The sequence below is a fragment of the Brevundimonas sp. KH_025 genome (assembly GCF_057839885.1).
Map to the genome: position 1 here is coordinate 2530422 of NZ_CM174501.1, position 23881 is coordinate 2554302.

Here is a 23881-nt window from a genome sequence, read left to right on the forward strand (position 1 = left end):
ACTTTCGGCTCAGCGAAACGGCCCGGGGCCTACTCGATTTCAATGCGTATCGTCCTGGTCACCGACGCCTGGGAGCCTCAGGTCAACGGCGTCGTCCGAACCCTGACCCGTACCGTGGCCGAATGCCGCGCCATGGGTCATGAGGTCGAGGTCATCGAACCCAGCCAGTTCAAGACCATCCCCTGCCCCACCTATCCCGAGATCCGGCTGGCCCTGGGGGCCGAAGAAGAGATTCGCGAACGCCTGCGCGCCTTCGAGCCCGAAGCCGTCCATATCGCCACCGAAGGTCCGCTGGGCATCGCCACGCGCCGCATCTGCGTGGAATGGAAGCTGCCCTTCACGACCAGCTATCACACCAAGTTCCCGGAATACGTCTCGGCTCGTTTCCCGATCCCGGTCCAGGTCGGCTACGCCTACATGAAGTGGTTCCACAAGCCGTCAGGCCGGCTGATGGTGGCGACCCCGACCCTGCGCGACGAACTGGTCGAGCACGGCTTCCGCAACGTCTCGCCGTGGACGCGCGGCGTGGACACCGAACTGTTCCGTCCCGACCTTGAGCCGATCTACAAGGAGATGGGCGGCGAGAACTGGCCGCGCCCCTTCTTCCTCAACGTCGGCCGCGTGGCCGTCGAGAAGAACATCGAGGCCTTCCTCGAACTGGACCTGCCGGGCACCAAGATCATCGTCGGCGACGGCCCGGCCCGCGCCGAGCTGGAAGTGAAATACCCCGAGGCCAAGTTCCTTGGCGTCCGCTTCGGCGAGGAGCTGGCCCGCTGCTTCGCCGACGCCGACGTCTTCGTCTTCCCCAGCTGGACCGACACCTTCGGCCTGGTGATTCTGGAGGCCATGGGCGCGGGCACACCGGTCGCCGCCTATCCGGCGCACGGCCCCATCGACATCATCCCCGGCTCGAACGCGGGCGCCATCGACGACAACCTGACGACCGCCTGCCTGAAGGCTCTCGAGCTGGATCGCAAGGACGTGCGCGCCTACGCCGAGAAGTTCAGCTGGCGCGCCTCCGCCGAGCAGTTCGTCGAGAACCTGCAGCCCTATCCCGAGCCCGCGCGCGGCCGCTTCTGGCGCCGTCTGCGCCGCATCGCCCGGCTGAGGCGCAAGGCGGCGGCCTGACCGGAGGGCGCATGGCCAGCGCAGACCACAACCCCTATCGCAGCCAACCCGATCACGCCTTCTGGTCCCGCGCCGTGGCGCGCCCGGCGGCCGAGGACGTGGACCCGGTCGTGAACCCGCGCTTCGTCCTGGGCCGCGAGGACCGGATCGTCACCGCCGGAAGCTGTTTCGCCCAGCACATGTCGCGCGCGCTGCAGGCCCAGGGCTATCGCTACCTGGTCACCGAGCCGGGACCGGAGGACCGGAACTACGGCGTCTATCCCGCCCGCTTCGGCAACATCTACACCGCCCGCCAACTGCTGCAGCTGTTCCAGCGGGCCTTCGGCCTGTTTGCGCCGGCCGAGCCAGCCTGGCGCCTGGGCGAACATTTCGTCGATCCCTTCCGGCCGCAGATCGAACCCGACGGATTCGCCAGCGTCGAGACCATGCTGGCCGACCGCGAGCAGCATCTGTGCGCCGTGCGGACCATGTTCGAGCAGGCGGATGTCCTGGTCTTCACCCTGGGCCTGACCGAAGGCTGGGTCTCGCAGGAAGACGGCGCGGTCTTTCCCCTCGCCCCCGGCGTCGCGGGCGACGCCGACCGCTCCGACCTGATCCAGCCCCACCACTTCACGGTTCAGGAGATCGTCGACGACCTCAACGCCGTGCTGAAGCTGGCCCGCATCCTCAACCCCGACCTGCGCGTGCTGCTCACCGTCTCGCCGGTCGCCCTGGTCGCCACCATCAGCGACCGCCACGTGCTGGCGGCCACGACCTACAGCAAGTCGGTGCTGCGCGTGGCGGCCGAAACCGTGGTGCGCCAGAATCAGGACGTCGACTACTTCCCCAGCTATGAGATCATCACCGGCCCGCAGAGCCGAGGCCGCTACTTCGCCGAGGACCTCCGCAACGTCCTGCCCGAAGGCGTGGCCCAGGTGATGAAGGTGTTCGGTCGGCACTATCTGGGCCAGACAGCCGACGCACCGCCGCCAAGGGGGCCCACGTCCCGGACGCCGACAACAACCGCAAACGACGAAGACGCAGCGCTGCAAGGCGTCATCTGCGACGAAGAGGCGATCGACCGCCCATGAGAATCGGCGTCCTCGGCAATTGTCAGGCGCACGGCGTGGCCCAGTGCCTTCGCCTGTTCGCGCCCGAGGTCGAAGTCACAGCGCGCAGCGTCTCCCTGGCCGACGGCGACAATACCGAGGTCATCGAATCGATCGCCGCCGAGATAGCCGCCTGCGATCTGGCCCTGATCCAGACGCTGGAGGCGGTGCAGCCGCGCCTGACCGGACTGTTCGAAACGGCGTTGGATCGAAGCGGACCGCGCGCGCGCCGTTGGCCGCCGATCATCTTTCGCGGCTTCCACCCCGACTGCGTCTATGTGATGCGCGGGGGTCGGGCGATGGACGGGATCGTCGGCCCCTATCATTCAGCCCTTTTGTGCGCCGCCTGGGCCGAAGGCCTGCCGCCCGAACGGGCTGCAAGGCTGTTCAACGCCTTCACCTACGCTGCCCTGGGCTATGTCGACGCCTTCGACGAAGCCGCCGCCCTGCTCAACGGCCAGGCCCGGCGTCACGGCTTCGACCTGTCCGTCTTCCTGGACGCGCCTGCCGCGCCCTTCATGCATACGATCAATCATCCCAGGATCGAGATTCTTCAGGCGGTCGCCGCCCAGGCCCTCGATCTGGCGGGCATTGCGCGCGTCGCCTCCGCCCCCCTGCCGGATGATGAGCTGGCCCAAGGCCCCGTCTGGCCCGTCTATCCTGAACTGGCGCAACGCGGCGGCTGGGCGGCGGCGGCCGCCTCCTGGGACCCGCACGACATGGAAGACGCCGCTCGCCGCGCCTATGAGGCGCTCGACGGGCTGGGGGATCAGACCCTGGGCGAAGCGCCCGGCGAACAGGCCATCCAGAGGGCGCGCGACTTCATCCGCGCCCACGTCGTTCGTAGCCGCTGAACGCCGCCCCAAAGACAAACGCCCCGGGAGCGATCCCGGGGCGTCATCGTTTCAGCCTAAGCGAAACGCTTAGTTCGGACGGGCCATCGACGTCATGGCGGCGGCCTTGGCGCGTTCGGCGGTCAGTTGGTCGGCGGGCAGCGGCACCAGGCCGCGGTCCTGCAGGTAGCCGCCGCGGGCGGCCGAGCCTTCGGACATGAACTCCTGGACGAACTGCTCCAGGCCCGGCGTCACGCCGATGTGGGCCTTCTTGACGTAGATGTAGAGGCTGCGAGCCAGCGGGTAGGTGCCGTTGGCGATGGTCTCGGCCGAGGGGGCCACGCCGTCGATGGTCTCGGCCTTCACCGTGTCCATGTTCTGCTCCAGGAAGGAGAAGCCGAACACGCCCAGCGAACCCGGGGTGCGGGTCAGGGTCTGGACGATGGCGTTGTCGTTCTCGCCCGAGTCGACCCAGGCGCCGTCTTCACGCAGGGTGTGGGTCAGGGTCTCGAACTTGGTCTTGTCGTCCTTGAAGGCGGCGACGGCGGGGATCAGCTTGCCGCCCGGGGCCATGCCCAGCTCCAGGAAGGCGTCGCGGGTGCCCGAGGTCGGCGGCGGGCCGTAGACCTGGATGCGCTGGTTCGGCAGGGCCTTGTTGACCTGGTTCCAGGTCGTGGCCGGGTTGGCGACAAAGGCGCCGTTCGCGCCGGGGACTTCCTTGGCCAGACCTTCATAGAGGTCGTTCAGCTCGAAGTTGAAGCTGTTGCCGCTGCGGGCGGTGGCGATGACGATGCCGTCGAAGCCGATCTTGATCTCGACGATGTCGGTGACGCCGTTGGCGACGCAGCGATCAAACTCGCCCTGTTTCATCGGACGCGAGGCGTTGGCGATGTCCGGGGTCGAGGGGCCGACGCCGGCGCAGAAGGCCTGGATGCCGCCGCCGGTGCCGAGCGATTCAACGCGCGGCGCAGCGCCGCCCGAGGTGCGGGCGAAGTTCTCGGCCACGCGGGTGGCGAAGGGGAAGACGGTCGAGGAGCCGGCGGCCCAGATGCCCGCGCGGGCCTTCTGGCTGCCGGGGGCGGCGCCGTCCTCGTTATTGCCGCAAGCCGCCAGGGCGAGCAGGGCGGCGGTGCAGGCGGTGAGTTTCAGGGAACGGATCATGGCCGGACCTCTCCAAGTCGTCAGTATGCGACGCTTTAGAGCAGCGGAGTGTGACGGTCCGGCCAGACCTTTGTGACAGTCAGAGCAAACGTTTGCGCATGGCCTGGGACAGGACGTCGATCAGGGTCACGGCGACCACGACGATGATGACGATGGCCGAGACCTGATTGTAGTTGAACGCCCCCATGCTCTCGAACAGCACCTGACCGATGCCGCCGGCGCCGATCAGGCCCAGAACGGTGGCCGAACGGCTATTCGACTCGAAGCGGTAGAGGGCGAACGAGGTCCACAGCGGCGCCACCTGGGGGAAGACGCCCCAGACGATCTCATGCAGCTTGGCCGCGCCAGTCGCGCGCACGCCCTCGACCGGACCCTTGTCGATCGATTCGACGGCTTCGGAGAACAGCTTGGCCAGGACGCCCGCGGTGTTCAGCGAGATGGCCAGAACGCCGGCCAGCGGGCCCAGGCCCACGGCGACGATGAACAGCAGACCGATCACCAGGTCGGGGATCGAACGCAGCAGGTCCATGACGCGACGCACCGGCCAGACCATCCAGGCCGGGGCGATGTTGCGCGCCGCCATCAGGCTGAGCGGCACGGCCAGGAAGACGGCCAGGAAGGTGCCCCACAGCGCGATCTGGATGGTCTGCCACATCTGGGCGACCAGCATCCTCCAGTTCGAGAAGTCGGGGTGCAGCAGTTCCTTGGCGAAGACGCCGATGTCGCTGGAGCGCGTCACCAGAAGCTTCAGGTTCGGCAGATCGACGGCCTTGAAGCTGATCAGCAGGACGGCGGCGATCCCGCCCCACAGGGCGATGTCGAAGAGCCAGGCGGACAGCGGCTTGGTCGGCGCGGCCGGAATGGCCGCCGTAGTCACGGGTGCGGTCAAGGCTGGACCTCGCGCTTGGCGCGCAGAGCGGCCAGTTCACGCTCGGCGGCGGCGACGCCGGCCGTGTCGTTCTTGGCGCGGGCCTCGGTCAGCTTCTGGTCGGCGACCATTTCGCGCACCGGGTCCAGGTAGGAGTCGTCGGCGGCGCGGAACATGGAATAGTTGAGGCCCAGCAGCACCTTGCGCTGACGCTCGGCCTCGGCGCCTTCACCGCGGCCGTAGGTCAGGAAGAAGCTGCGGATCTTCTCCTTCAGCGCCGGATCCAGATCCTCGCGGATGACGATGCCCGACTCGGGGATCGGCGGCGACTGCCAGATTTCCTCAAGCTGGGCGGCCGTCTGGGGGCTCTCGCGCGTCATGAAGATGGTGTTGACGGTGTTCGAGGTGGCCACGTCCACGACGCCGGCGGCGACGCCGAAGGCGTTGTTCTGGTGGCTGGCCGACTTCACGACCTTGAAGCACTGCGACGGCACGATGCTGCGCGGGTTGAACAGGAAGGTCATGGGCGCCAGCGTGCCCGAGGTCGACTGGGCGTCGCCGATGCCGAAGGTCAGGCTCTTGTCGCAGGCCAGGACCTTGTCCAGCGTGATGCCCGAACCCTTCTTGACGATCAGGGTCGACTGATAGGAATCGCGGCCTTCCGGATCGACGATGCGGGCCACGACTTCGCCATTGGCGCGGTCGATGGCTTCCAGCGCCGGCTTGGCCGAGAACCAGCCGACCTGCGACTGGTTGAAGCGCATGGCCTCGATCAGGACGTTGTAGTTGGAGCCAAAGCGCGGGACGACCTTGACGCCCAGCGACTTGGACATGTCGTCCAGCAGCGGCTGCCAGATCGGGCCCGACGAGGCCTGGCCCTCGGCCGACAGGATGGAGAAGGTGATCTCGGTCGGGGCGGCGCCCGGCTTGGTCTCTTCGCCCTTGCCGCAGGCGGCGAGGCCCAGGGTCAGGGTCGCAGCGGCGGCGGCGCCCAGCAGGCGGCGGGTGATGGCGATGCGGGTCATGCCTTGGCTTCCCAGAACGCGTCCTCGTATTCGGGACCGTAAATTTCAATCAGGCGCTTGGAATCGAGGCCAGTCGAGGGGCCGTCGTAGACCACCTTGCCCTTCTGCAGGGCGACGACGCGGTCGCAGTAGCGGATGGCGTAGTCGACCTGGTGCAGGGTGACGATCACGCTCATGCCGTCGCGCTTGTTCAGCTCGACCAGCAGTTCCATGACCTTGCGGGCCGAAACCGGGTCCAGCGAGGCGACCGGCTCGTCGGCCAGGATGGCTTTCGCGCCCTGGACGATGGCGCGGGCGATGGCGCCGCGCTGTTGCTGACCGCCCGACAGGGTGTTGGCGCGCTGGGCGGCGTATTCGGACACGCCCACGCGGTGCAGGGCCGCCATGGCGCGATCCTGGTCGGCCTTGGGCCAGACGCCGAAGACGCCGCGCCAGCCCGGCAGACGCCCGAGCGCCCCCAGCATGACGTTGGAGAACAGCGACAGACGCCCCACCAGATTGAACTGCTGGAAGATCATGCCCAGCTTGCCGCGCGCCCGGCGCACGGAGCCGGTGATGCGGCCGTTCTGCTGAACGGTCTCGCCGAACACCTGGATCGTCCCCTTGCCGGGGTCGATCGGATGCAGTCCGGTGATGGAGCGCAGCAGCGTGGACTTGCCCGATCCGGACGGACCGATCAGGGCGACCATCTCACCGGCGGCCACTTCGACGGACACGCCGTCGAGCGCCTTTCTGGCTCCGTAGGTCTTCGACACATCCCGTACGGACGCGACAGCGGCGGTTGAAGAACTCATGAACCCGTGGGTGGCGGTTGCAACAGGGGGCGCCGCATGACGCGCCACGCGCGTTTCGGCAAGTCTTAATGGCACGGCTGCGTCGATTTCGTCCAGTCCGAGGCCCCGGCGCGCCGGTTCCGCCCCAGGTCCGCCCTAGGTCCGCCCCTGGGCAGGTCACGAAATTACCGCTTTACATGACGGGTCGGCATCCCTACATCGCGCGTTCCGGCGGACCCCGTGGTCTAACCGTTAAGCGCTGCTAACGCCGGTCTGGGTTAACAATTAGCAGGGGGTTACGTGAATTGCGCACGTACCAACTTCCCCTGGACCTGGTCCGTGAGCGGTCCCCTGAACGTCCCGTCGCCCTCGTGCGGCCGCGTTCGGTTTCCGTAGCGGCGCGCTGGTTCCAGGATAATCTGAAAGCCGACGTCTTCTATGCAGTGAAGGCGAACCCTTCGCGCTGGGTCATCGAGACCCTGGTGGAAGAGGGCGTCAACGCCTTTGACGTGGCGTCTCTGGCCGAGATCGAGCTGGTTCGCTCGGTCAGCCCGAACGCGCGCCTGGCCTTCATGCACCCGGTCAAGAGCCGCGGCGCGATTCGTGCCGCCTACGCCGACCACGGCGTGCGCACCTTCGTGCTCGACAGCCATGACGAACTGCAAAAGATCATCGACGCCACCGACGGCGCCGACGACCTGAACCTGGTCGTGCGCATGTCCGTTTCGGCGGACGGCGCGGCCTATTCCCTGTCGGGCAAGTTCGGCGTCTCGCCGGATCAGGCCCCCGCCCTGCTGCTGGCCGTGCGCCAGGCGGTTCAGGACGGCCTGATGGGCGTGTCGTTCCACGTCGGTTCGCAGTGCATGCGTCCGTCGGCCTATGAAGCCGCCATGTCCCAGGTCGGCCGCGCCATCAAGAAGGCGGGCGTCTTCGTCGACATCGTCGACGTCGGCGGCGGCTTCCCTTCGGTCTATCCGGGCATGGTCCCGCCGGACCTGAGCGAATACGCCGACGCCATCCACCGCGGCTTCAACGAGATGCCGGTGTCCGAAACGACCGAGCTGTGGTGCGAACCCGGCCGGGCGCTGGTCGCCGAATCCTCGTCGGTGCTGTGCCGCGTGGACCTGCGCAAGGGCGACGCTCTTTATCTGAACGACGGGTCCTACGGCTCGCTGTTCGACGCCACCCACTCGCGCTGGCCCTTCCCGACCAAGCTGGTCCGGGACGCCGAAGCCTCGTCGGAGCTGAAGCCCTTCCGCTTCTATGGTCCGACCTGCGACAGCATCGACCACATGCCCGGCCCCTTCTGGCTGCCGGCCGATGTGCAGGAAGGCGACTTCATCGAGATCGGCATGCTCGGCGCCTATGGCGTGGCCATGACGACCGGCTTCAACGGCTATGGCGAACACGACATCGCCGTGGTCGAGGACGCCCCCATGGGTTCGATGTACGGCCTGGCGCCGCGCTCGATCCCGACGGTCCGCACCTCGGCCGAGGAAGCCGCGCGCAAGATCGTCCGCCTGTCGCGCCCCAAGGGCAAGGCCGGCGTGCGCAAGCGCAAGCGCTGATCGACTGACCCAAAACCGTCTTCGGACGTTGGTATGATCTGCAGCGGCCCGTCGCTCCGTCCGGGCCGCTGCTTTTTCTTGACGACGGGCGCTCAAATCCAGGGATTCCCTCCGAAATGAACGCTCCCGTCCAGAGCAACGCCAAGGCGCAGCTGCTGCAGAACACCGTCGAGCACGTCGACATGACCAGCTTCGACGCGCGTCCGATCATCGATTCGATGCGCAAGATGTCCTTCAGCTCGCGCGACACCGCCCGCGCCGCCGACATCTTCTCCATGGCCATCGAGGACAAGGACTGCTCGCCGTGGCTGATCCTGGCCGGCTCGACCTCGGCCGGCGGCTGCATGCACGTCTACCGCGACATGGTGAAGTTCGGCATGGTCGACGCCATCGTCGCCACCGGCGCCTCGATCGTGGACATGGATTTCTTCGAGGCCCTGGGCTTCAAGCACTATCAGGCCGCCGGCGAGGTGGACGACAACGTCCTGCGCGACAACTACATCGACCGGATCTACGACACCTATATCGACGAGGAAGAGCTCCAGGCCTGCGACCACACCATCCTGGAGATCGCCAACCGCCTGGAGCCGCGCGGCTATTCCAGCCGTGAATTCATCTGGGAGATGGGCAAGTGGCTGTCGGAGGGCAACGCCAAGAAGCCCGGCTCGCTGATCCAGACCGCCTATGAAGAAGGCGTGCCGATTTTCTGCCCGGCCTTCGTCGACTCGTCGGCCGGCTTCGGCCTGGTCAAGCACCAGAAGGAGCGCGCCGCCGCCGGCCTGCCCTATCTGATGCTGGACGCCATCGCCGACTTCCGCGAACTGACCGACATCAAGATCGCCGCCGGCGTGACCGGCCTGTTCATGGTCGGCGGCGGCGTGCCCAAGAACTTCGCCCAGGACACCGTCGTCTGCGCCGAGATCCTGGGCGTGGAAGCCGAGATGCACCGCTATGCGGTCCAGATCACGGTCGCCGACGTGCGCGACGGCGCCTGCTCGTCCTCGACCCTGAAAGAGGCCGCGTCGTGGGGCAAGGTCCAGACCACCCACGAGCAGATGGTCTTCGCCGAGGCCACGACCGTCGTGCCGCTGATCGGTTCGGACGCCTATCACCGCGGCGCCTGGAAGACCCGCGAGAAGCGCCGCTGGAACAAGCTGTTCGGTAAGTAAGAGCATTTTTGTTGGGCCGCCGTCAGAAGGCTCCGCCTTCTCGACCCGACGCGGCCTTAGGCGCCTCAAGCAGCGCGAAGTACGTTAGGCGCACAAAGCTTGTTGGGCCGCGGTCAGAAAGCTCCGCTTTCTCGACCCGACGCGGCCCTGGGCGCCTCAAGCAGCGCGAAGTGCGTTAGGCGCACAAAGAATGAGGCCGGCGGCTATATCCGCCGGCCCTTTTTCGTGGCGGAACCTTCGCCACGTCCCTTCGCGTTGTCTCTCCTGACAAGGAGACGACCATGGCCGACCCGAACGACAACGAAGACGCCCGCGAGGCCGCCGACATGGGCGAGAAGCCCGACCGGGGCCACACCGCCGACGCCTTGAAGAAGGCGCTGGAAGGTTCCGACATGGGGTCCGACACCCGCGCCGGATCGCTGCGCGGCGGCTCGGCATCGGGCTCCGATATTGATCCGGATCAGGACGTCATCAACCAGACCCTGGCCAGCGAAGGCATGCGTTTCGCCGAGGAACGGGCGAAGACGGCCGAAACAGCCAAGACCCCCGTCCCGTCCGACGACGACGGGGATGCCCCGACGGGTTGAACCGCCTTGCTGCCGCCGCACGGATGGGCCACGGTGTTCATCAAGTTGAACAGTCTCAAGGACGTAGGCGGGATGAAGCGTAGCGTGGCAGCCGTCGCCGTGGCCCTCACGGTCGGCCTTACCGGGTGCGACGAGCGCAGCGAGGCTGCGCCGGATACCGAATCGCCCGCCGCCATGCCGGAAGCCGCGACGCCCGCCGAGGGCGCGCCCGTCGCCGCAGCCGCCCCCTCAGCCGACCTCGCGGCCACACCCGCCGACGCCGCGCCGATCGACGGCGCCCCCGCCTTCGCCGCCCTCTACCCCGGCGCCCAGGTCGATGCGCCCGCCACCGTCGCCTCCGGCCCGACCGGCCCCGGCGGCCTGATCACCTTCACCACCGAGGCCGCGCCCGAGGCGGTCATCGCCTTCTATCGCCAGCGCGCCGAGGCGGCCGATCTGGCCCCCGTCATGGCCATGAACCAGGGCGAGGCCCGCGCCTATGGCGCCGCCGCGCGCAGGGAGAACGGCGCGACGCTTCAAGTCGTCGCCGCCCCCGGGGAAGGCGGCCGCACCTCGGTCCAGTTGACCTGGAGCGCGGGGGCCTGATGCATCGCCGGGGGGCTGTCGTCATCGCCGTCGCCGCGCTTCTTTCGAGTTGCGCTGCGGGCACCCCCGCCGCCCTGCGCCCCGAAACGGCGCAGAAGGCCGTCCCTGAGGCCAAGGGCTATCTGAGCGGATCGCTGCTTCAGGCCCTGGCCGACGCCGTGCCCCTGCCGCCCGCCCCCGGCTCCCCGACCGATCTGACCGACAAGACGCGCTCCAACCAGTTCAAGGCGCTGGAGGACAGCGACCGCTGGCTGCTGGCCACCGCCCACGCCGAGCTGCGCCCGCCGCTGGCCCTGCAGCATTTCGACTGCGCCCTGGGCGTCCGTCTCGGGTCCGCCGCGACGCCGAACCTGAACCGGCTGATGCAGCGGCTGTTCGACGATTCCGACGCCGCCGCCGAACTGATCAAGGCGCGCAGTTTCCGCCCCCGCCCCGTCGGCGACGATCCCGCTCGCCGCTCGTGCCAGCGCTTGACCGATGCCGGTCGCAGAAGCGCCTCCTATCCCTCCGGCAGTTCCACGGTCGCCGCCGTCTATGGCGAGGCCTTCGCCGCCCTGGAGCCGCAGCGCGCGACCGAAGCCCGCCGCATCGCCCATGAGATGGGCCTCAGCCGCCTGGTCTGCGGCATGCACTATCCCAGTGACGTGGCCGCCGGAGAGACCCTGGGCAAGGCCGTGTTCAAGGCCGCCGCCGCCACGCCCGGCTTCGACGCCGAACTGGCCGCCGCCCGGACCGAACTGGCCGCCGCGCGCGCCGCCGACCTGACCAGCCCTGGCTGCGCCGCCGAGCGTCTGGCCCTGGCCACGCCCCTGCCCTGATGACGTCGCTGCTGGCGCTCCTGCTGCTGAACGGCGCCTGGACCCTGCCCGCCGCTCGCCCCTGCACCGCCGCCGAACTGCGCGAGTTGACGGGCGCGGCGGATGCGCCCTACCGCCTGACCTGCCGCGCCGTGCTGGCGCCGGGCCAGGCCATCCGCCGCCCCTTGCTGATCGAAGGCGCCGAGGCCTCGGGCGCCGGGCTGGATTGCAGCGGCGGCGCGCTCGGACGGCCGGGCGTCGTCGTCACGGGCCGCCAGCCGACCATCGCCATCTGGTCGCGCCGCGTCTCGGCCCAAAGCTGGAGCCGACCGACCGACATCCGCATCGAGAACTGCACGATCCACGGCGCGGTGCGGGTCTGGGGCATGGGGGCGGACGGAAGCTACGACGACCTGCGCGCCTCGTCGCGCACCGCCGACCATGTGACGACGACCCAGGGCGCGGCGCCCTCGCACATCGCACTGGAGCGGATCACCATCATGGGGACCGGCTCCATCCCCCTCTATGTCGGGCCGGGCGTGACGCGGCTCAGCCTGACGCACTCGACCCTGACCGGCGCCAGCGTCGCGACCGCCGTCTATCTGGACGCCGAGAGCGCGCACAACCGGATCGAGAACAACACCATCGCCGTCACGACCGGGCGCGAGGCGATCGCCGTCGACGGCTCGGCCCGCAATCGGATCGTCGGCAACCGCTTCACTCTGGGCGGGCGTCCCGGGATCTTCCTCTATCGCAACTGCGGCGAGCGCGGCGTGATCCGGCATCAGACGCCGTCGGACAATACGATCACGGACAATGTCTTCAGCGGGGCGTCCCGGCTGCGCCCCCGACTGGTCGTCGTCGGCGCGCGCGAGGGGCGTCGGTCCTATTGCAGCGCGGACAGGGGCTATCCCTGGGGCAGCAGCGCCGACGACGGCGACCACGCCACGGGCAATGTCGTGGCGCGGAACATCCGTCGCTGATCGCCTCTTAGACCGGACGGCCTGTCGCCAGGGCGCCGTACAGTTCCGGGCGACGGTCGCGGAAGAAGCCCCAGGCGGCGCGATACTTGTCGAGGAAGTCCAGGTCGAAGGTGTGGACCAGCACGCCCTCCTCGCCCGTCAGGCGCTCGACCAGATCGCCGCGATGGTCGGCGATGAAGGAGTGGCCGTAGAAGGTCTGGCCGGCTTCCGTCACCGTCTCGTGGCCGATGCGGTTGGCGGCCACGACCGGCATGGCGTTGGACACGGCGTGACCCTGCATCGCGCGTTGCCACGGCACGGCGGTGTCCAGAGTCTCGTCATGCGGCTCCGAGCCGATGGCGGTCGGGTACATCAGGATGTCGGCGCCCTGTAGCGCCATCGCGCGCGCGCTCTCGGGGTACCACTGGTCCCAGCAGATGCCGACGCCGATGCGGCCGAAGCGGGTGCTCCAGACCTTGAAGCCCGTGTCGCCGGGACGGAAATAGTACTTCTCCTGATAGCCGGGGCCGTCGGGGATATGGCTCTTGCGGTAGACGCCCAGGGCCTCGCCGTCAGCGTCCAGCATGACCATCGAGTTGAAGTAGTGCGGCCCCTCCTTCTCGAAGATCGAGACGGGGATGACCACGCCCAGTTCTTTCGCCACCGGCTGCAGCTGGACCACGGCCGGATGCTCGCGCCACGGATAGGCCGTGGCGAACCAATGCTCCTCCTGCGTGACGCAGAAGTAGGGGCCCTGGAACAGCTCCGACGGCAGGATGACCTGCGCGCCCTTGGCCGCCGCCTGACGGATCAGGCCGATGGTCTTGTCGATATTGGCCTGCATGTCCTCGCCGTACGAGGTCTGCAGGGCGGCGACCGTGACGGTGCGGGCCATTTATGCGGGCTCCTGTTGCGAGATGCAGTGGAAGGATCCGCCGCCGGTCAGGACGGCGTTCGACGGCGACAGCACGATCTCGCGGTCGGTAAAGACCGTGGCCAGGGCCTCGCCGGCCAGACGGGCGGCCGTGTCGTCGCCATAGGTCGGCACGACGATGGCGCCGTCGGCGATCAGGAAGTTCATGTGGCTGGCCGGGATCGGGCGCTCGTCGGCGTCCAGCACCAGGCCCGGCGACGGGATGCGCAGCACCTTCAGCCTGCGGCCCATGGCGTCGGTCGTTTCCGACAGCAGGCGGGCGGTCTCGTCATAGACCTCGGCGTTCGGGTCCTTGCGGCCGAAGGCGATGGGGCAGGCCACCACGCCCGGCGCGACGAAGCGGGCCAGGTTGTCGACGTGGCCGTCGGTGTGGTCGTTCAGCAGGCCGTCGCCCAGCCAGACCACGACCTTGGCGCCGACGGCCTCGGCCAGGGCGGCCTCGGCGGCCTCGGCGGTCCAGCCGGTGTTGCGGTTCTTGTTCAGCAGGCACTGGCGGGTGGTCAGGACCGTGCCCTCGCCGTCGTGGTCCAGGGCGCCGCCTTCCAGAATGAAGTCATGGCGCGTCACCGGGACGCCGGAGAACTCGGCGATCTGGTCGGCCACCTCATCGTCGTGGGGATAGTCGTACTTGCCGCCCCAGCCGTTGAAGCTGAAGGCGTTGGCCACGGCCGACCCCTTGCTGAAGATCGGGCCGGTGTCACGCAGCCAGATGTCGCCGAAGCGACCGGCCACGACCTCGACGCCGGCCACGCCGTCCAGGCGCGCACGTGCGCCGGCCAGCGCGTCGTCATGACCGACCATCAGCTTGACCTGCTCGCGGCCCGGACCGGCCAGGGCGCGGACCAGGGCCTCGACTTCGTCCTGGGCCTGGGCGAAGTCCTCGCCCCACAGCTCGGCATGGCTGGGCCAGCCGACCCACATCGCACGGTGCGGCGACCATTCGGCGGGGATGGGGTGGGTCATGGGCGAAGTCGATCCAGATACAGAAGACGTAGCCGCGCCAGATAGGCCGAGACGCCCCCCGGTTCAATGTTTGCGGGCAAGGCGGCGCACCCGAGCCTCCCAAACCGGCCTCAAGCAGCGCGAAGCGCGGTAGGCCCAAAAAGAAAGGGCGGTCCGTTTCCGGACCGCCCTTCCCTGTCTTGGTTCTGACGCTTCTTAGAAGGAAGCGCGCAGGGTGACCATGGCCGTGCGCGGGGCGCCCAGCTGGAACTGGGCCGTGCCCGTGGTCGAGGTCGAGATGTCCGCCAGATACTCTTCGCCGAAGAGGTTGATGACGTTCAGCTGGACGTAGGAGCCGCCGGCGCCGATCGAAGCCAGGTTGTAACGAACGTCCAGGTCGAACGTCGTGTACTCAGGCGCTTCCTCGGTGTTGATGTCGTTCGAGAAGCGCGAACCGACATACTTGCCCTGCAGGCCCAGATCGAACTGACCGATCGTGTAGGCCACGCGGCCGCCGAACTGCCATTCCGGAGTCTCGACCAGTTGCTTGCCAGCGGTCGGGATGAAGATCGGCTTGCCGGTGATGGGGTCGAGGCCGTTCGGCAGGTCGTTCTGGACTTCGGCGCTGGTGTAGGTGAACGAGCCCGTCAGGTTCAGGTTCTCGATCGGCGACCAGCCGATCTGACCGTCGACGCCCTGCAGGGTCACATCGCCGACGTTGCGGGTCAGAGCCAGGCCCGCCGCTTCATCGAAGGTGCGCACGATGCGGTTCGAGAAGTCCGTCCGCCATGCGGCCACCGAGGCCAGCACCGTACCCGACTGATAGCGATAGCCGAGGTCGTAGGAGTTGGTGGTTTCCGGTTCCGGGTTCACGTCGACGACGTCATAGAGGTCGTCGGTGCGCGGGGCCGACAAGCCCTCGGCGTACGAAGCGTAGATCGACTGGCTGTCAGCGAACTTCCAGGTCACACCGGCGTTCGGCAGGAAGGCGTCGTACTGCTTGTCGAACGAGCGCGGCTTGCCATACGCGAACGGCAGCGGATTGGGGTTGCCCGACGACGGCCGAGGATTCGGGTTCATCGAAGAGGTCGGGAAAGTCACCAGATCGGTGCCCGGGACCGGCGTGCCGACCTGGGTGGTGCAGTAGGCGTTGAAGGTGTCGCGCTGGTAGCAGTAGTTGTTCAGCTCGCGATCGAAGAACGGAGCGCGGGCGCCCAGCGTCACGTCAACCGAGTCATTGAAGAACGAACCGCGATACTCGGCCGAGATCTGGTTCAGCATGGCGTAGGACAGGCGGTCGCGGCGACGCAGGATGGTGCCGTCGGGCAGCTTGACCGGGCGGCCGTTACGACCGGCGAAGGGATCTTCCGGGAAGCCGTTGGCGTCGATGAAGCCGAACTGGCCGGTCTGGCGGTGACGACCCCAGTCGAAGGTGTAGGCCGCACGGACCTGGTGATCTTCGGCGATGTCCCAGATCAGCGAGCTGGTGACGGCGTAGCGGTGCGTATTGGTGATGTTCGGACGGAACAGGGTCACGCTGGTGGCGCCGTTGATCACGCCGTCGCCGTTCAGGTCCACGCCGGCGGCCGTCGAGTTGCCGCGCAGCTGGGCGTCGGTCTCGCTCATCAGCTGCGTGCCGCCGCCGTGCGCCAGGGTGTACTGGAACGAGGGGTCGACCGTCAGCTTCAGCGTGTCGGTCAGCGTGAAGCGCGACTGGCCGCGGATGTTGCCCGTGTTCGACGGGTTGATCGCCGTGGCTTGCGACTTGATCGTGTTGTAGTCGTCGCGGTCGTAGGCGTTGCCCTTTTCAAAGTCGGCCAGACGGACGCGCGGCATGAACTCGTTGCGGTTCTCGTTGTAGTGCGCGGTGACCGACATGAAGTCGCCGTTGTCGCCCAGCGGCTGATAGATGCGGCCGTTCAGCTGCATCTTGTCGACGCCGCCGGCGCCCACGAAGTGGTCGTACACGGTCTTCGACGCCGAGAACCAGGCCGAGGTGCCCCAGGGGCCGACTTCACCCGTGTCCAGCAGGGCGAAGATGCGCTTGTAGCCGTACTCGCCCATCGAGGGCTGCAGGATGACGCCGAAGTCCTTGGCCGGACGACGCGTGACGTAGTTGACGGTGCCGCCGGTGGCCGAAGCGGTGGGGCTGTCGACGTCGGTCGTGCCGAGGTTGACCGAGGCGCGCGAGATCAGTTCCGGATCCAGCTGCTGGTTGGAATAGATGGCGTAGTTGCCCGTGTCATTCATCGGGATGCCGTCTTGCGTCAGCGAGATGCGCGCCGCGTCGAAGCCCCGGATGGTCAGGTCGCCGCCGGCCGAGCCGAAGGCGTCGTTGTTGGTGAAGTTGACGCCCGGCAGCAGGTTGATCGAGTTCAGAATCGTCTGGCCGGCGGCCTGGGTGCCGATGAAGGCTTCGGTGATGGAAGCGCGCGACTTCGGATTGGTTTCCGCAACCACGCCTTCAATGGCGCGCGGGCCGCGCGAGCCGGTCACGACGACTTCGCCGAGGTTGGTGGCGCGCTCGTCGGCCATCTGGCTGGCGGTGGACTGGGCCGAGGCGGCGCCGGCCATGAGAACGCCGCTCATCAGGGCGGTCGTCGCCCAGAACAGCTGCTTGCGGTTGGTCATCTGTCTGTATCCCCAGTGATGAAGGCGTAGCGCCATGCGCGGCAGGCGTGGCGCCTGTCTAGATGGGCTGGGCCTTAAGGCCGCTGCAGGAAGTTTGGACGACAGTCGTGTGACAGTGATATGACAGCCGCCGCGGGTGACTATAACGTCACACCCCTGTGGACGATTCCCGCCACCCGCCAGAAGCCGCCGGTCAGTCGGCGCGAAGAGCGAAGGCGTCGGCGATCAGACCGGCCGTCGGGCGCATGGCGCGCGGCTCATGATAGTTGCCGTTGATCTGGCTGCGCGCGATCACATGGGCGCGGAAGGCCGTGAACAGCTTGGGATCGGCGGCGACCGGCGCGCCCCAGAAGCCGTCCAGCGGCTGCTGGTCGGTCAGCCCCTCGAAATCGAAGAAGGCGTCGCCCAGCACCTTGACCGGGGTGCGGAACCCGAGCGCCGACAGGGCCGCGCTGGAATTGTTGACCACCATGCCCTGCGAGGCGCGGCACAGCTGGGCCAGGTTGCCGCCGTCGATGAAATCGACCCGGTCGGCCAGGCCACGCTCCACGGCGAGGCAGCGGGTCATGTGCTCCAGGTCCGACAGGCCCGGATCCAGCGGATGGTTCTTGACCACCAGACGGCTGTCCTTGGGCGCGTGACGCGCGAAGCTGCCCATCACCTCGGCCAGGAAGGCGGTGTTGTCGGCGTAGGAGGAATAACGCAGCAGCTGGGCGTCGCCCTCGCGCTGCAGGCAGGCGATGAAGAAGGGGCCGCGCGCCCGGATCACATCCGTGTCGCAGGACCGCTTGGGTCGCGTCGCCAGGCCGAAATAGCGGCGGATATGGCCGAAGAACTGCCGCCACGGCGAAACCGTATAGGGGTGGCGATAACGCGGGAAGACCGCCCAGCCCAGCGGCTGGACCGCATGATAGAAGCTGATGTTGAAGACGTGGTGCGGCAGGATCTTGCCGACAGGACGCGTCACCGGCAGCTCCGGCCCCGGCACGGCGTAGTCGGCGGCGGAGCGCGGCAGGCCGCTGGAGCCGTTGACGCCGTTTTGCTCCAGCGTGATCCAGTCGGGACGGAAGTAACCGTTCTCGAGCACCCAGACGCGGGCGTTCAGACTGTCCGCCTGGGACAGCACGCCCTGATTATAGGGACCGCCCTCGCCGAACACGACGATGTCGGTGAACTCGTGCGCCAGTTCGCGCACCCGGGCGGGCCAGCGCCGGACGTCGTCGCGGAACAGGACGCCGCCTGGGCGACGCCAGGTCGCCAGATCGCCGGCGTTGAAGATCATGCGCATGGCTTCGCCGCCGCGCGCGGCGACGGCTTGCGCCAGCAGACGCCCGAACCCGCCGAACGGGGCCGTGACGATCAAAAAGCGGCGGCCGCGCAAATCCGCCTGCACCAGCGGTATTGCGTTCGGCTGATCAGGATCAAATGGCGCGAGCAAACGCTGAGTATCTTTCCAAGGAACAGCCCCTTCCTAGTGCCAAGCGCCATGCAATGACAAGGCGCGTGTCGGCGAAGGATACGGTTCTGCTTTCGTCCCAAAGAGAAGGCCGCCGGCTCTGAGCGAGACCGGCGGCCGGGTCTTTCGACATCTGAGGTCGTCAGACCCCGAAGCATGACCGTGCGGTCGCTTCGGGGTCCCGAACCTTAGAAGTTGATGTCGATGGTGGCGCGACGGTTGAGCGGCTCGCGCACGCCGTCAGCGGTGGTCTTGGCCAGGTTGGTCTCACCCTTGCCGTCGAGGGCGATGACGCCGCCGTTGACGCCTTGGGCGACCAGGGCGTCGGCGACGGTGCGCGAACGACGGTTCGACAGGCCGAGGTTATAGGCGGCCGAGCCCGAGGTGTCGGTGTAGCCGACGATCAGGACGCGGGTCGGAGCGCCCGACTTGGCGTAGTTGGCGGCTTGCGTCACCACCGAACGAGCTTCCGCCGTCAGGTCCGAGCGATCCCAGTCGAAGTAGACCACGAACTGACGCGCAGCCGGCTTGGCCGGAGGCGGCGGAGGCGGCGGCGGGGGCGGCGGGGGAGGCGGCGGGGGCGGCGGCGGGGGCGGCGGCGGCGGCGGGGGAGCAGCCGGCTCGGCGCCGAAGGCGTAGCGCAGGCCCAGGGTCACGGTGTGGCTCTGGTCGTAGTCGCCGGCCATTTCGCCGAAGGTGTTGGTCGTCGAGTTCGTGAAGGTCTGGAACTCGGCGTCGCCCGTCAGGTAGCGGTAGGTCAGGTCGATGTTGGCGCGGTCGCCGACGGCCCAGGCCAGACCGGCGATCGCCTGAGCGGCGAACTTGGTCGAGCTGTCGTCAGCGCCGAAGGCCACGGCCGGGGTCTGACGCAGGCGGCCCACGACGTCGGTGTTGACGTGGTTGGCGCCGACGCCGAGGCCGACGAAGGGACGGAAGCCCCAGGCCGAGTAGCCGAAGTCATAGATGACGTTGGCCATCAGGGTGGTCGCGGTGATGTCGCCGTCGGGCGAGTGGCACGGGCCGGTCGCCGGGGTGACGTTGCACAGGCCCTGAGCGCCCGAGACGGCGCGCACGGTGCCGACGTCGCCCGAGCGGTAGCCGCCTTCGAGCTCGACGCGCCAGTTCGGGTTGAAGCGATAGCCGAGGCGGGCGAAGGCGGCCCAGCCGTCGTTCACTTCCCAGTTCCAGTTGGAGCTGTTGGTCGACGACTCGGTGTTGATGTCGTCGATGATGTGATAGCCGGCGTCGATCGCGCCGTACCAGCCATCCGGCTCAGCCGACGCCGCGCCGGCCGCGAACAGCCCGGCTGCGGCGACACTGGCGAGAAGTTTCAGCTTCATTGTGTCCTCACAATTTCAGTTATTTCCAAGGTCGACGCTTTCACGTGACGCTCGGAGGCCCGAACGGCACAGGAAGGCTCAGGTTCCGCCTTTATCGCGACGATTGCGGCAGGTGTGGCGCCGTTTCAACATAAAAGTCCGTTTTGCCCCTCATTCCGGCCTGCTAGGACCATTTTGAAACAAAACGGAGGCGGATGATGACGATCAGGTTCGACGGCCAGGTGGCGATCGTCACGGGCGCGGGCGGCGGTCTGGGCCGCGAACACGCCCTGGCCCTGGCGGCGCGGGGCGCCAAGGTGGTGATCAACGACCTGGGCGGCGCCCGCGACGGTTCGGGCGGCTCCGCCACGGCGGCCGAGGCCGTGGTCGCCGAAATCGAGGCGGCGGGCGGCGAGGCCATGGCCAATGCGGCCTCCGTCACCGACGCCGCGGCGGTCGAGGCCATGGTCGCCGAGGTCATGGCGCGCTGGGGCCGGATCGACATCCTGGTGAACAACGCCGGCATCCTGCGCGACAAGTCGTTCGCCAAGATGGAGCTGGCCGATTTCCGCCTGGTCATGGATGTCCACCTGATGGGCGCGGTCCACTGCACCAAGGCGGTGTGGGACATCATGCGCGCCCAGAACTACGGCCGCATCGTCATGACCACTTCGTCGTCGGGCCTGTTCGGCAACTTCGGCCAGGCCAACTATGGCGCGGCCAAGATGGCCCTGGTCGGCCTGATGCAGACCCTGGCGATCGAAGGGGCCAAGAACGACATCCGCGTCAACGCCCTGGCCCCGACCGCCCACACCCGCATGACCGAGGACCTCGGCGCCGCCCTGCCGCTGGAGGCCCTGGGGCCGGAACTGGTGACGCCGGGCCTGCTGCATCTGGTCAGCCGCGACGCCCCGACCCGCGCCATCCTGGCCGCCGGCGCCGGCGGGTTCGAACGCGCCTACGTCACCCTGACGCAAGGCGACTTCGCCGTCGGCCCCGACGCCCCCGAACAGGTCGCCGCCCGCTTCGACGCCATCTCGGACCGCACAAACGAGATCGTGCCCGACATGGGCGCCGCCCAGGGCATGATCGAACTGACCAAGGCCCAGAAGCATCATGGGTCTTGAGAGGCCGATCGCGCTTCGCGCTACTTGAGGCTCTTTGAAGGGGCCTACCGCGCTTCGCGCTACTTGAGGCCAAAGGAGGCCTCTCGCGTTTCGCAAAAGAAGGCGCCTTGCGTTGACGTGACGTGAGGCGCCTATCTTCTCTGTTCCAGGCAGGAAACGCGCTCAAGCAGCGAGCGACCGCGTCGCGAGCGATAGCGCAAACAAGGATGATCCTATGCGTGAAGCCGTCATCGTCTCCACCGCCCGCACCCCGATCGGCCGGGCCTATCGCGGGGCCTTCAACGACACCCAGGCGCAGGCGCTCGGCGCCCATGCGGTAAAGCACGCGGTCCAGCGCGCAGGCGTCGATCCGGCCGAGATCGAGGACGTCGTGATGGGCGCCGCCCTGCAGCAGGGCTCGACCGGGACCAATGTGGCGCGTCAGGTCGCCCTGGCCGCCGGCCTGCCCGCCTCCGTGCCGGGCATGAGCATCGACCGCCAGTGCGCCTCGGGCCTGATGGGCATCGCCACGGCGGCCAAGCAGGTCATCTTCGACAGCCAGAAGATGGCGGTCGGCGGCGGGCTGGAGAGCATCTCCCTGGTCCAGAACCAGCACATGAATCTGTATCGCATGAAGGACGAGGCGCTGCTGAAGCTGTCGCCCCACATCTACATGTCGATGCTGGAGACCGCCGAGGTCGTCAGCCGCCGCTATGGCGTCAGCCGCGACGCCCAGGACGAATACGCCCTGCAATCGCAGCAGCGCACCGCCGAGGCCCAGGCCGCTGGTCGCTTCGACGCCGAGATCGTGCCGATGACCACCAACATGCTGGTCATGGACAAGGCCACCGGCCAGACCTCGTCCAAAGAGATCACGCTGTCCAAGGACGAGGGCAACCGCCCCGAGACCACGCTGGAAGGACTCAAGGCGCTGAAGCCCGTCTTCGGCGGCGGCGAGGAGATCGAGCAGGGCGAGTTCATCACCGCCGGCAACGCCTCGCAACTGTCGGACGGGGCCTCGGCCTGCGTCGTCATGGAGGCGGGCGAGGCGGTGAAGCGCGGTCTGCAACCGCTGGGCGCCTATCGCGGCATGGCCGTGGCGGGCTGCGAGCCGGATGAAATGGGCATCGGCCCCGTCTTCGCCGTGCCGAAACTGCTGAAACGCCACGGCCTGACTATGGACGACATCGGCATCTGGGAACTGAACGAGGCCTTCGCCGCCCAAGTTCTCTATTGCCGCGACACCCTCGGCATCCCCAACGACCGGCTGAACATCTCGGGCGGCGCCGTCTCGATCGGCCACCCCTACGGCATGTCAGGTGCGCGGATGACCGGCCACGTCCTGATCGAGGGCAAGCGACGCGGGGCCAAGTACGGCGTCGTCACCATGTGCATCGGCGGGGGCATGGGCGCGGCGGGCTTGTTCGAAATCTACTAGGCCGGTCAGCCGCGCCCCATCACGAAAAGCAGCTGAAACCGCGATGCGGTTTCAGCAGGGGCCGCTGGCCTGTTCGAAATCTACTGAGGCCCGCACTCGGCGGCCCGCCTCGCCGCCATCGCTGCGAACCAGCGCTGGCGCAGGACGGCGGGCCGGCCGGGATAGCGGCCGTCCAGAAACTCCGCGTCGACCACCCGATCGGTGCGGAAGGTGCGGAAATCCTCGCGCGTCTCGCACCAGGCCATCAGCAGACGCGTGGTCTCGCGATAGCCGACCAGACAGGGCCAGATGACGCGCGTCGTCTCGCGCCCCTGCTCGTCGGCATAGCGCAGCCGCAGCTTGCGCCCGGCGTGGATCCAGGCCCGCACCCGCGCCATGTCCACGGTCTCGACCTTCAGGTCCCAGACCGGCGGCGAGGCCACCGCCGGCTCCAGCACCACCGTGCGCAGCCGTTCGGGCACGGTGACAGCGATCTTGGCGATCAGGTCGCGTGCGGCCCGCGCCAGGGCCGGATCGCCCCGCGCCGCCACCCACTGCGCCCCCAGCACCGCCGCCTCGATCTCGTCCGAGGTCAGCATCAGCGGCGGCAGGTCGAACCCGCCGTCCAGCACATAGCCCAGCCCCGCCTCGCCGCGGATCGGCACCCGCTGGCCCATCAGGGTGGCGATGTCGCGATAGATGGTGCGTTTGGAGGTCTCCAGCTCGGCCGCGATGGCGTCCGCCGTCACCGGACGCGAGGCCCGGCGCAGCACCTGGATGATCTGGAACAGTCGGTCGGCGCGTCTCATGTCCGGACCCTCGCCGACGACTGCTGACAGCATGGTGGCAGCAGGGCGTCAGTAGTCAAGACGGACCGCCGCCGACGCTCCGTCGCGGCCCGATATCTGGGAGGACTATCGATGCTGACCCTGTTCCACGCCCCCTGGTCCCGTTCCTCGCGCCTGGTCTGGCTGGTCGAGGAACTGGGGGCCGCTTGCCGCATCGAATACTGCGACATCCGCCGCATGGACGGCGCGGGCGCGGCCGACCCGAAGAACCCCCATCCCGACGGCAAGGTCCCGGCCCTGCTGCACGACGAGGCCCTGATCACCGAGTCGGCGGCCGTCGCCCTCTACCTGACCGGACTGCACCCGGAGGCCGGCCTGGGCTTTCCTGTAGGCGCGCCCGAGCGCGGCGCCCTGCTGACCTGGATGTTTTGGGCCTCGGGCGAACTGGAGCCGTCGCTGTGGAACAAGATCACCGGCGCGGTGGACGCCGATCCCTACGCCAGGTCCCGCTACGACGCCGCCATGACCCGCCTGCTGGAAGCCCTGTGGGAAGGCCCCTGGCTGATGGGCGACCGCTTCACCGTGGCCGACGTCCTGATCGGCAGCACCGTGGCCTGGGCGCGCGAGCACCTGCCGGAAAGCCCGCTGCTGGACGCCTATGTCGAACGGCTGGTGGCCCGCCCGGCCCATGCGCGCGCCATCGCCCGGGACGGCGCGCCGCCGCAGTACGCCCAGGCCAGTTAA

22 protein-coding genes are annotated in these 23881 nt (G+C 68.1%); 12 read left to right on the top strand and 10 right to left on the bottom strand.

Annotated elements, in window-relative coordinates; translation table 11 throughout:
- The first annotated feature begins 42 nt into the window (after nt 1–42).
- From AC3IS2_RS12585 to AC3IS2_RS12595, 3 genes are read left to right on the top strand one after another with little or no spacing between them, the layout of a single operon-like run.
- Nucleotides 43–1128, top strand: coding sequence for a glycosyltransferase family 4 protein (locus AC3IS2_RS12585; RefSeq protein WP_489198122.1), 1086 nt, complete (start codon nt 43–45; stop codon nt 1126–1128).
- Nucleotides 1129–1139: 11 nt separating this feature from the next.
- Nucleotides 1140–2198, top strand: coding sequence for a GSCFA domain-containing protein (locus tag AC3IS2_RS12590; protein ID WP_489198123.1), 1059 nt, complete (start codon nt 1140–1142; stop codon nt 2196–2198).
- Nucleotides 2195–3070, top strand: a complete 876-nt coding sequence (locus AC3IS2_RS12595; RefSeq protein ID WP_489198124.1) for a WcbI family polysaccharide biosynthesis putative acetyltransferase — start codon at nt 2195–2197, stop codon at nt 3068–3070. Before AC3IS2_RS12590 ends, AC3IS2_RS12595 begins: the two co-directional genes overlap by 4 nt.
- A gap of 69 nt (nt 3071–3139) precedes the next feature.
- Here AC3IS2_RS12595 and AC3IS2_RS12600 read toward each other — a convergent pair whose 3' ends face one another.
- From AC3IS2_RS12600 to phnC, 4 genes are all read right to left on the bottom strand, one after another.
- Nucleotides 3140–4210, bottom strand: a complete 1071-nt coding sequence (locus AC3IS2_RS12600; RefSeq protein WP_489198125.1) for a substrate-binding domain-containing protein — start codon at nt 4208–4210, stop codon at nt 3140–3142.
- A gap of 79 nt (nt 4211–4289) precedes the next feature.
- A complete protein-coding gene (gene phnE / locus AC3IS2_RS12605; RefSeq protein ID WP_489198126.1) occupies nt 4290–5099 on the bottom strand; it encodes a phosphonate ABC transporter, permease protein PhnE in 810 nt (269 codons plus the stop codon).
- Nucleotides 5096–6103 carry a phosphate/phosphite/phosphonate ABC transporter substrate-binding protein gene (gene phnD / locus AC3IS2_RS12610; protein WP_489198127.1) on the bottom strand — a complete coding sequence of 336 codons (1008 nt, stop codon included), beginning with the start codon at nt 6101–6103 and terminating at the stop codon, nt 5096–5098. The genes phnE and phnD overlap by 4 nt, the downstream gene beginning before the upstream one ends.
- Entirely contained in the window at nt 6100–6897 is a 798-nt protein-coding gene (gene phnC / locus AC3IS2_RS12615) for a phosphonate ABC transporter ATP-binding protein (RefSeq protein ID WP_489198128.1), read from the bottom strand. The genes phnD and phnC overlap by 4 nt, the downstream gene beginning before the upstream one ends.
- A 284-nt stretch (nt 6898–7181) precedes the next feature.
- Between phnC and AC3IS2_RS12620 the strand changes: the two genes are divergently transcribed.
- From AC3IS2_RS12620 to AC3IS2_RS12645, 6 genes are all read left to right on the top strand, one after another.
- Nucleotides 7182–8444: a type III PLP-dependent enzyme gene (locus AC3IS2_RS12620; RefSeq protein ID WP_489198129.1), complete on the top strand. Its 1263-nt coding sequence runs from the start codon at nt 7182–7184 to the stop codon at nt 8442–8444.
- Nucleotides 8445–8560: 116 nt separating this feature from the next.
- Entirely contained in the window at nt 8561–9613 is a 1053-nt protein-coding gene (locus tag AC3IS2_RS12625; RefSeq protein WP_489198130.1) for a 1,9-bis(guanidino)-5-aza-nonane synthase, read from the top strand.
- Nucleotides 9614–9894: 281 nt separating this feature from the next.
- Nucleotides 9895–10200, top strand: a complete 306-nt coding sequence (locus AC3IS2_RS12630; protein WP_489198131.1) for a ribonuclease — start codon at nt 9895–9897, stop codon at nt 10198–10200.
- Between the two features lie 72 nt (nt 10201–10272).
- A complete protein-coding gene (locus tag AC3IS2_RS12635; RefSeq protein ID WP_489198132.1) occupies nt 10273–10785 on the top strand; it encodes a hypothetical protein in 513 nt (170 codons plus the stop codon).
- On the top strand, nt 10785–11603 hold the full coding sequence (locus AC3IS2_RS12640; protein ID WP_489198133.1) for a phosphatase PAP2 family protein: 819 nt from the start codon (nt 10785–10787) through the stop codon (nt 11601–11603). Before AC3IS2_RS12635 ends, AC3IS2_RS12640 begins: the two co-directional genes overlap by 1 nt.
- On the top strand, nt 11603–12565 hold the full coding sequence (locus AC3IS2_RS12645; RefSeq protein WP_489198134.1) for a right-handed parallel beta-helix repeat-containing protein: 963 nt from the start codon (nt 11603–11605) through the stop codon (nt 12563–12565). Before AC3IS2_RS12640 ends, AC3IS2_RS12645 begins: the two co-directional genes overlap by 1 nt.
- Nucleotides 12566–12572: 7 nt before the next feature.
- Here the strand turns inward: AC3IS2_RS12645 and aguB are convergent, their stop codons facing one another.
- The 5 genes from aguB to AC3IS2_RS12670 all read right to left on the bottom strand — a co-directional run bounded on the left by aguB (nt 12573) and on the right by AC3IS2_RS12670 (nt 19847).
- Nucleotides 12573–13439 carry an N-carbamoylputrescine amidase gene (gene aguB / locus AC3IS2_RS12650; protein ID WP_489198135.1) on the bottom strand — a complete coding sequence of 289 codons (867 nt, stop codon included), beginning with the start codon at nt 13437–13439 and terminating at the stop codon, nt 12573–12575.
- Nucleotides 13440–14441: an agmatine deiminase family protein gene (locus tag AC3IS2_RS12655; protein ID WP_489198136.1), complete on the bottom strand. Its 1002-nt coding sequence runs from the start codon at nt 14439–14441 to the stop codon at nt 13440–13442.
- Nucleotides 14442–14636: 195 nt separating this feature from the next.
- Entirely contained in the window at nt 14637–17051 is a 2415-nt protein-coding gene (locus AC3IS2_RS12660; RefSeq protein ID WP_489198137.1) for a TonB-dependent receptor domain-containing protein, read from the bottom strand.
- Between the two features lie 193 nt (nt 17052–17244).
- Entirely contained in the window at nt 17245–18432 is a 1188-nt protein-coding gene (locus tag AC3IS2_RS12665; RefSeq protein ID WP_489198138.1) for a capsular polysaccharide export protein, LipB/KpsS family, read from the bottom strand.
- 263 nt (nt 18433–18695) lie between these two features.
- Nucleotides 18696–19847, bottom strand: a complete 1152-nt coding sequence (locus tag AC3IS2_RS12670) for an outer membrane beta-barrel protein (RefSeq protein WP_489198139.1) — start codon at nt 19845–19847, stop codon at nt 18696–18698.
- Between the two features lie 197 nt (nt 19848–20044).
- Between AC3IS2_RS12670 and AC3IS2_RS12675 the strand changes: the two genes are divergently transcribed.
- Both AC3IS2_RS12675 and AC3IS2_RS12680 read left to right on the top strand, forming a co-directional pair.
- Nucleotides 20045–20953 carry an SDR family NAD(P)-dependent oxidoreductase gene (locus AC3IS2_RS12675; protein ID WP_489198140.1) on the top strand — a complete coding sequence of 303 codons (909 nt, stop codon included), beginning with the start codon at nt 20045–20047 and terminating at the stop codon, nt 20951–20953.
- A gap of 214 nt (nt 20954–21167) precedes the next feature.
- The gene (locus AC3IS2_RS12680) at nt 21168–22370 is read left to right on the top strand and encodes an acetyl-CoA C-acyltransferase (protein ID WP_489198141.1); all 1203 of its coding nucleotides are present in this window, start codon (nt 21168–21170) and stop codon (nt 22368–22370) included.
- Nucleotides 22371–22450: 80 nt separating this feature from the next.
- On the opposite strand, the gene AC3IS2_RS12685 is transcribed toward AC3IS2_RS12680, so the two are convergent.
- Nucleotides 22451–23158, bottom strand: a complete 708-nt coding sequence (locus AC3IS2_RS12685; protein WP_489198142.1) for a helix-turn-helix transcriptional regulator — start codon at nt 23156–23158, stop codon at nt 22451–22453.
- A gap of 111 nt (nt 23159–23269) precedes the next feature.
- Here AC3IS2_RS12685 and AC3IS2_RS12690 point away from each other — a divergent pair, with 111 nt between their 5' ends.
- A complete protein-coding gene (locus tag AC3IS2_RS12690) occupies nt 23270–23881 on the top strand; it encodes a glutathione S-transferase family protein (protein WP_489198143.1) in 612 nt (203 codons plus the stop codon).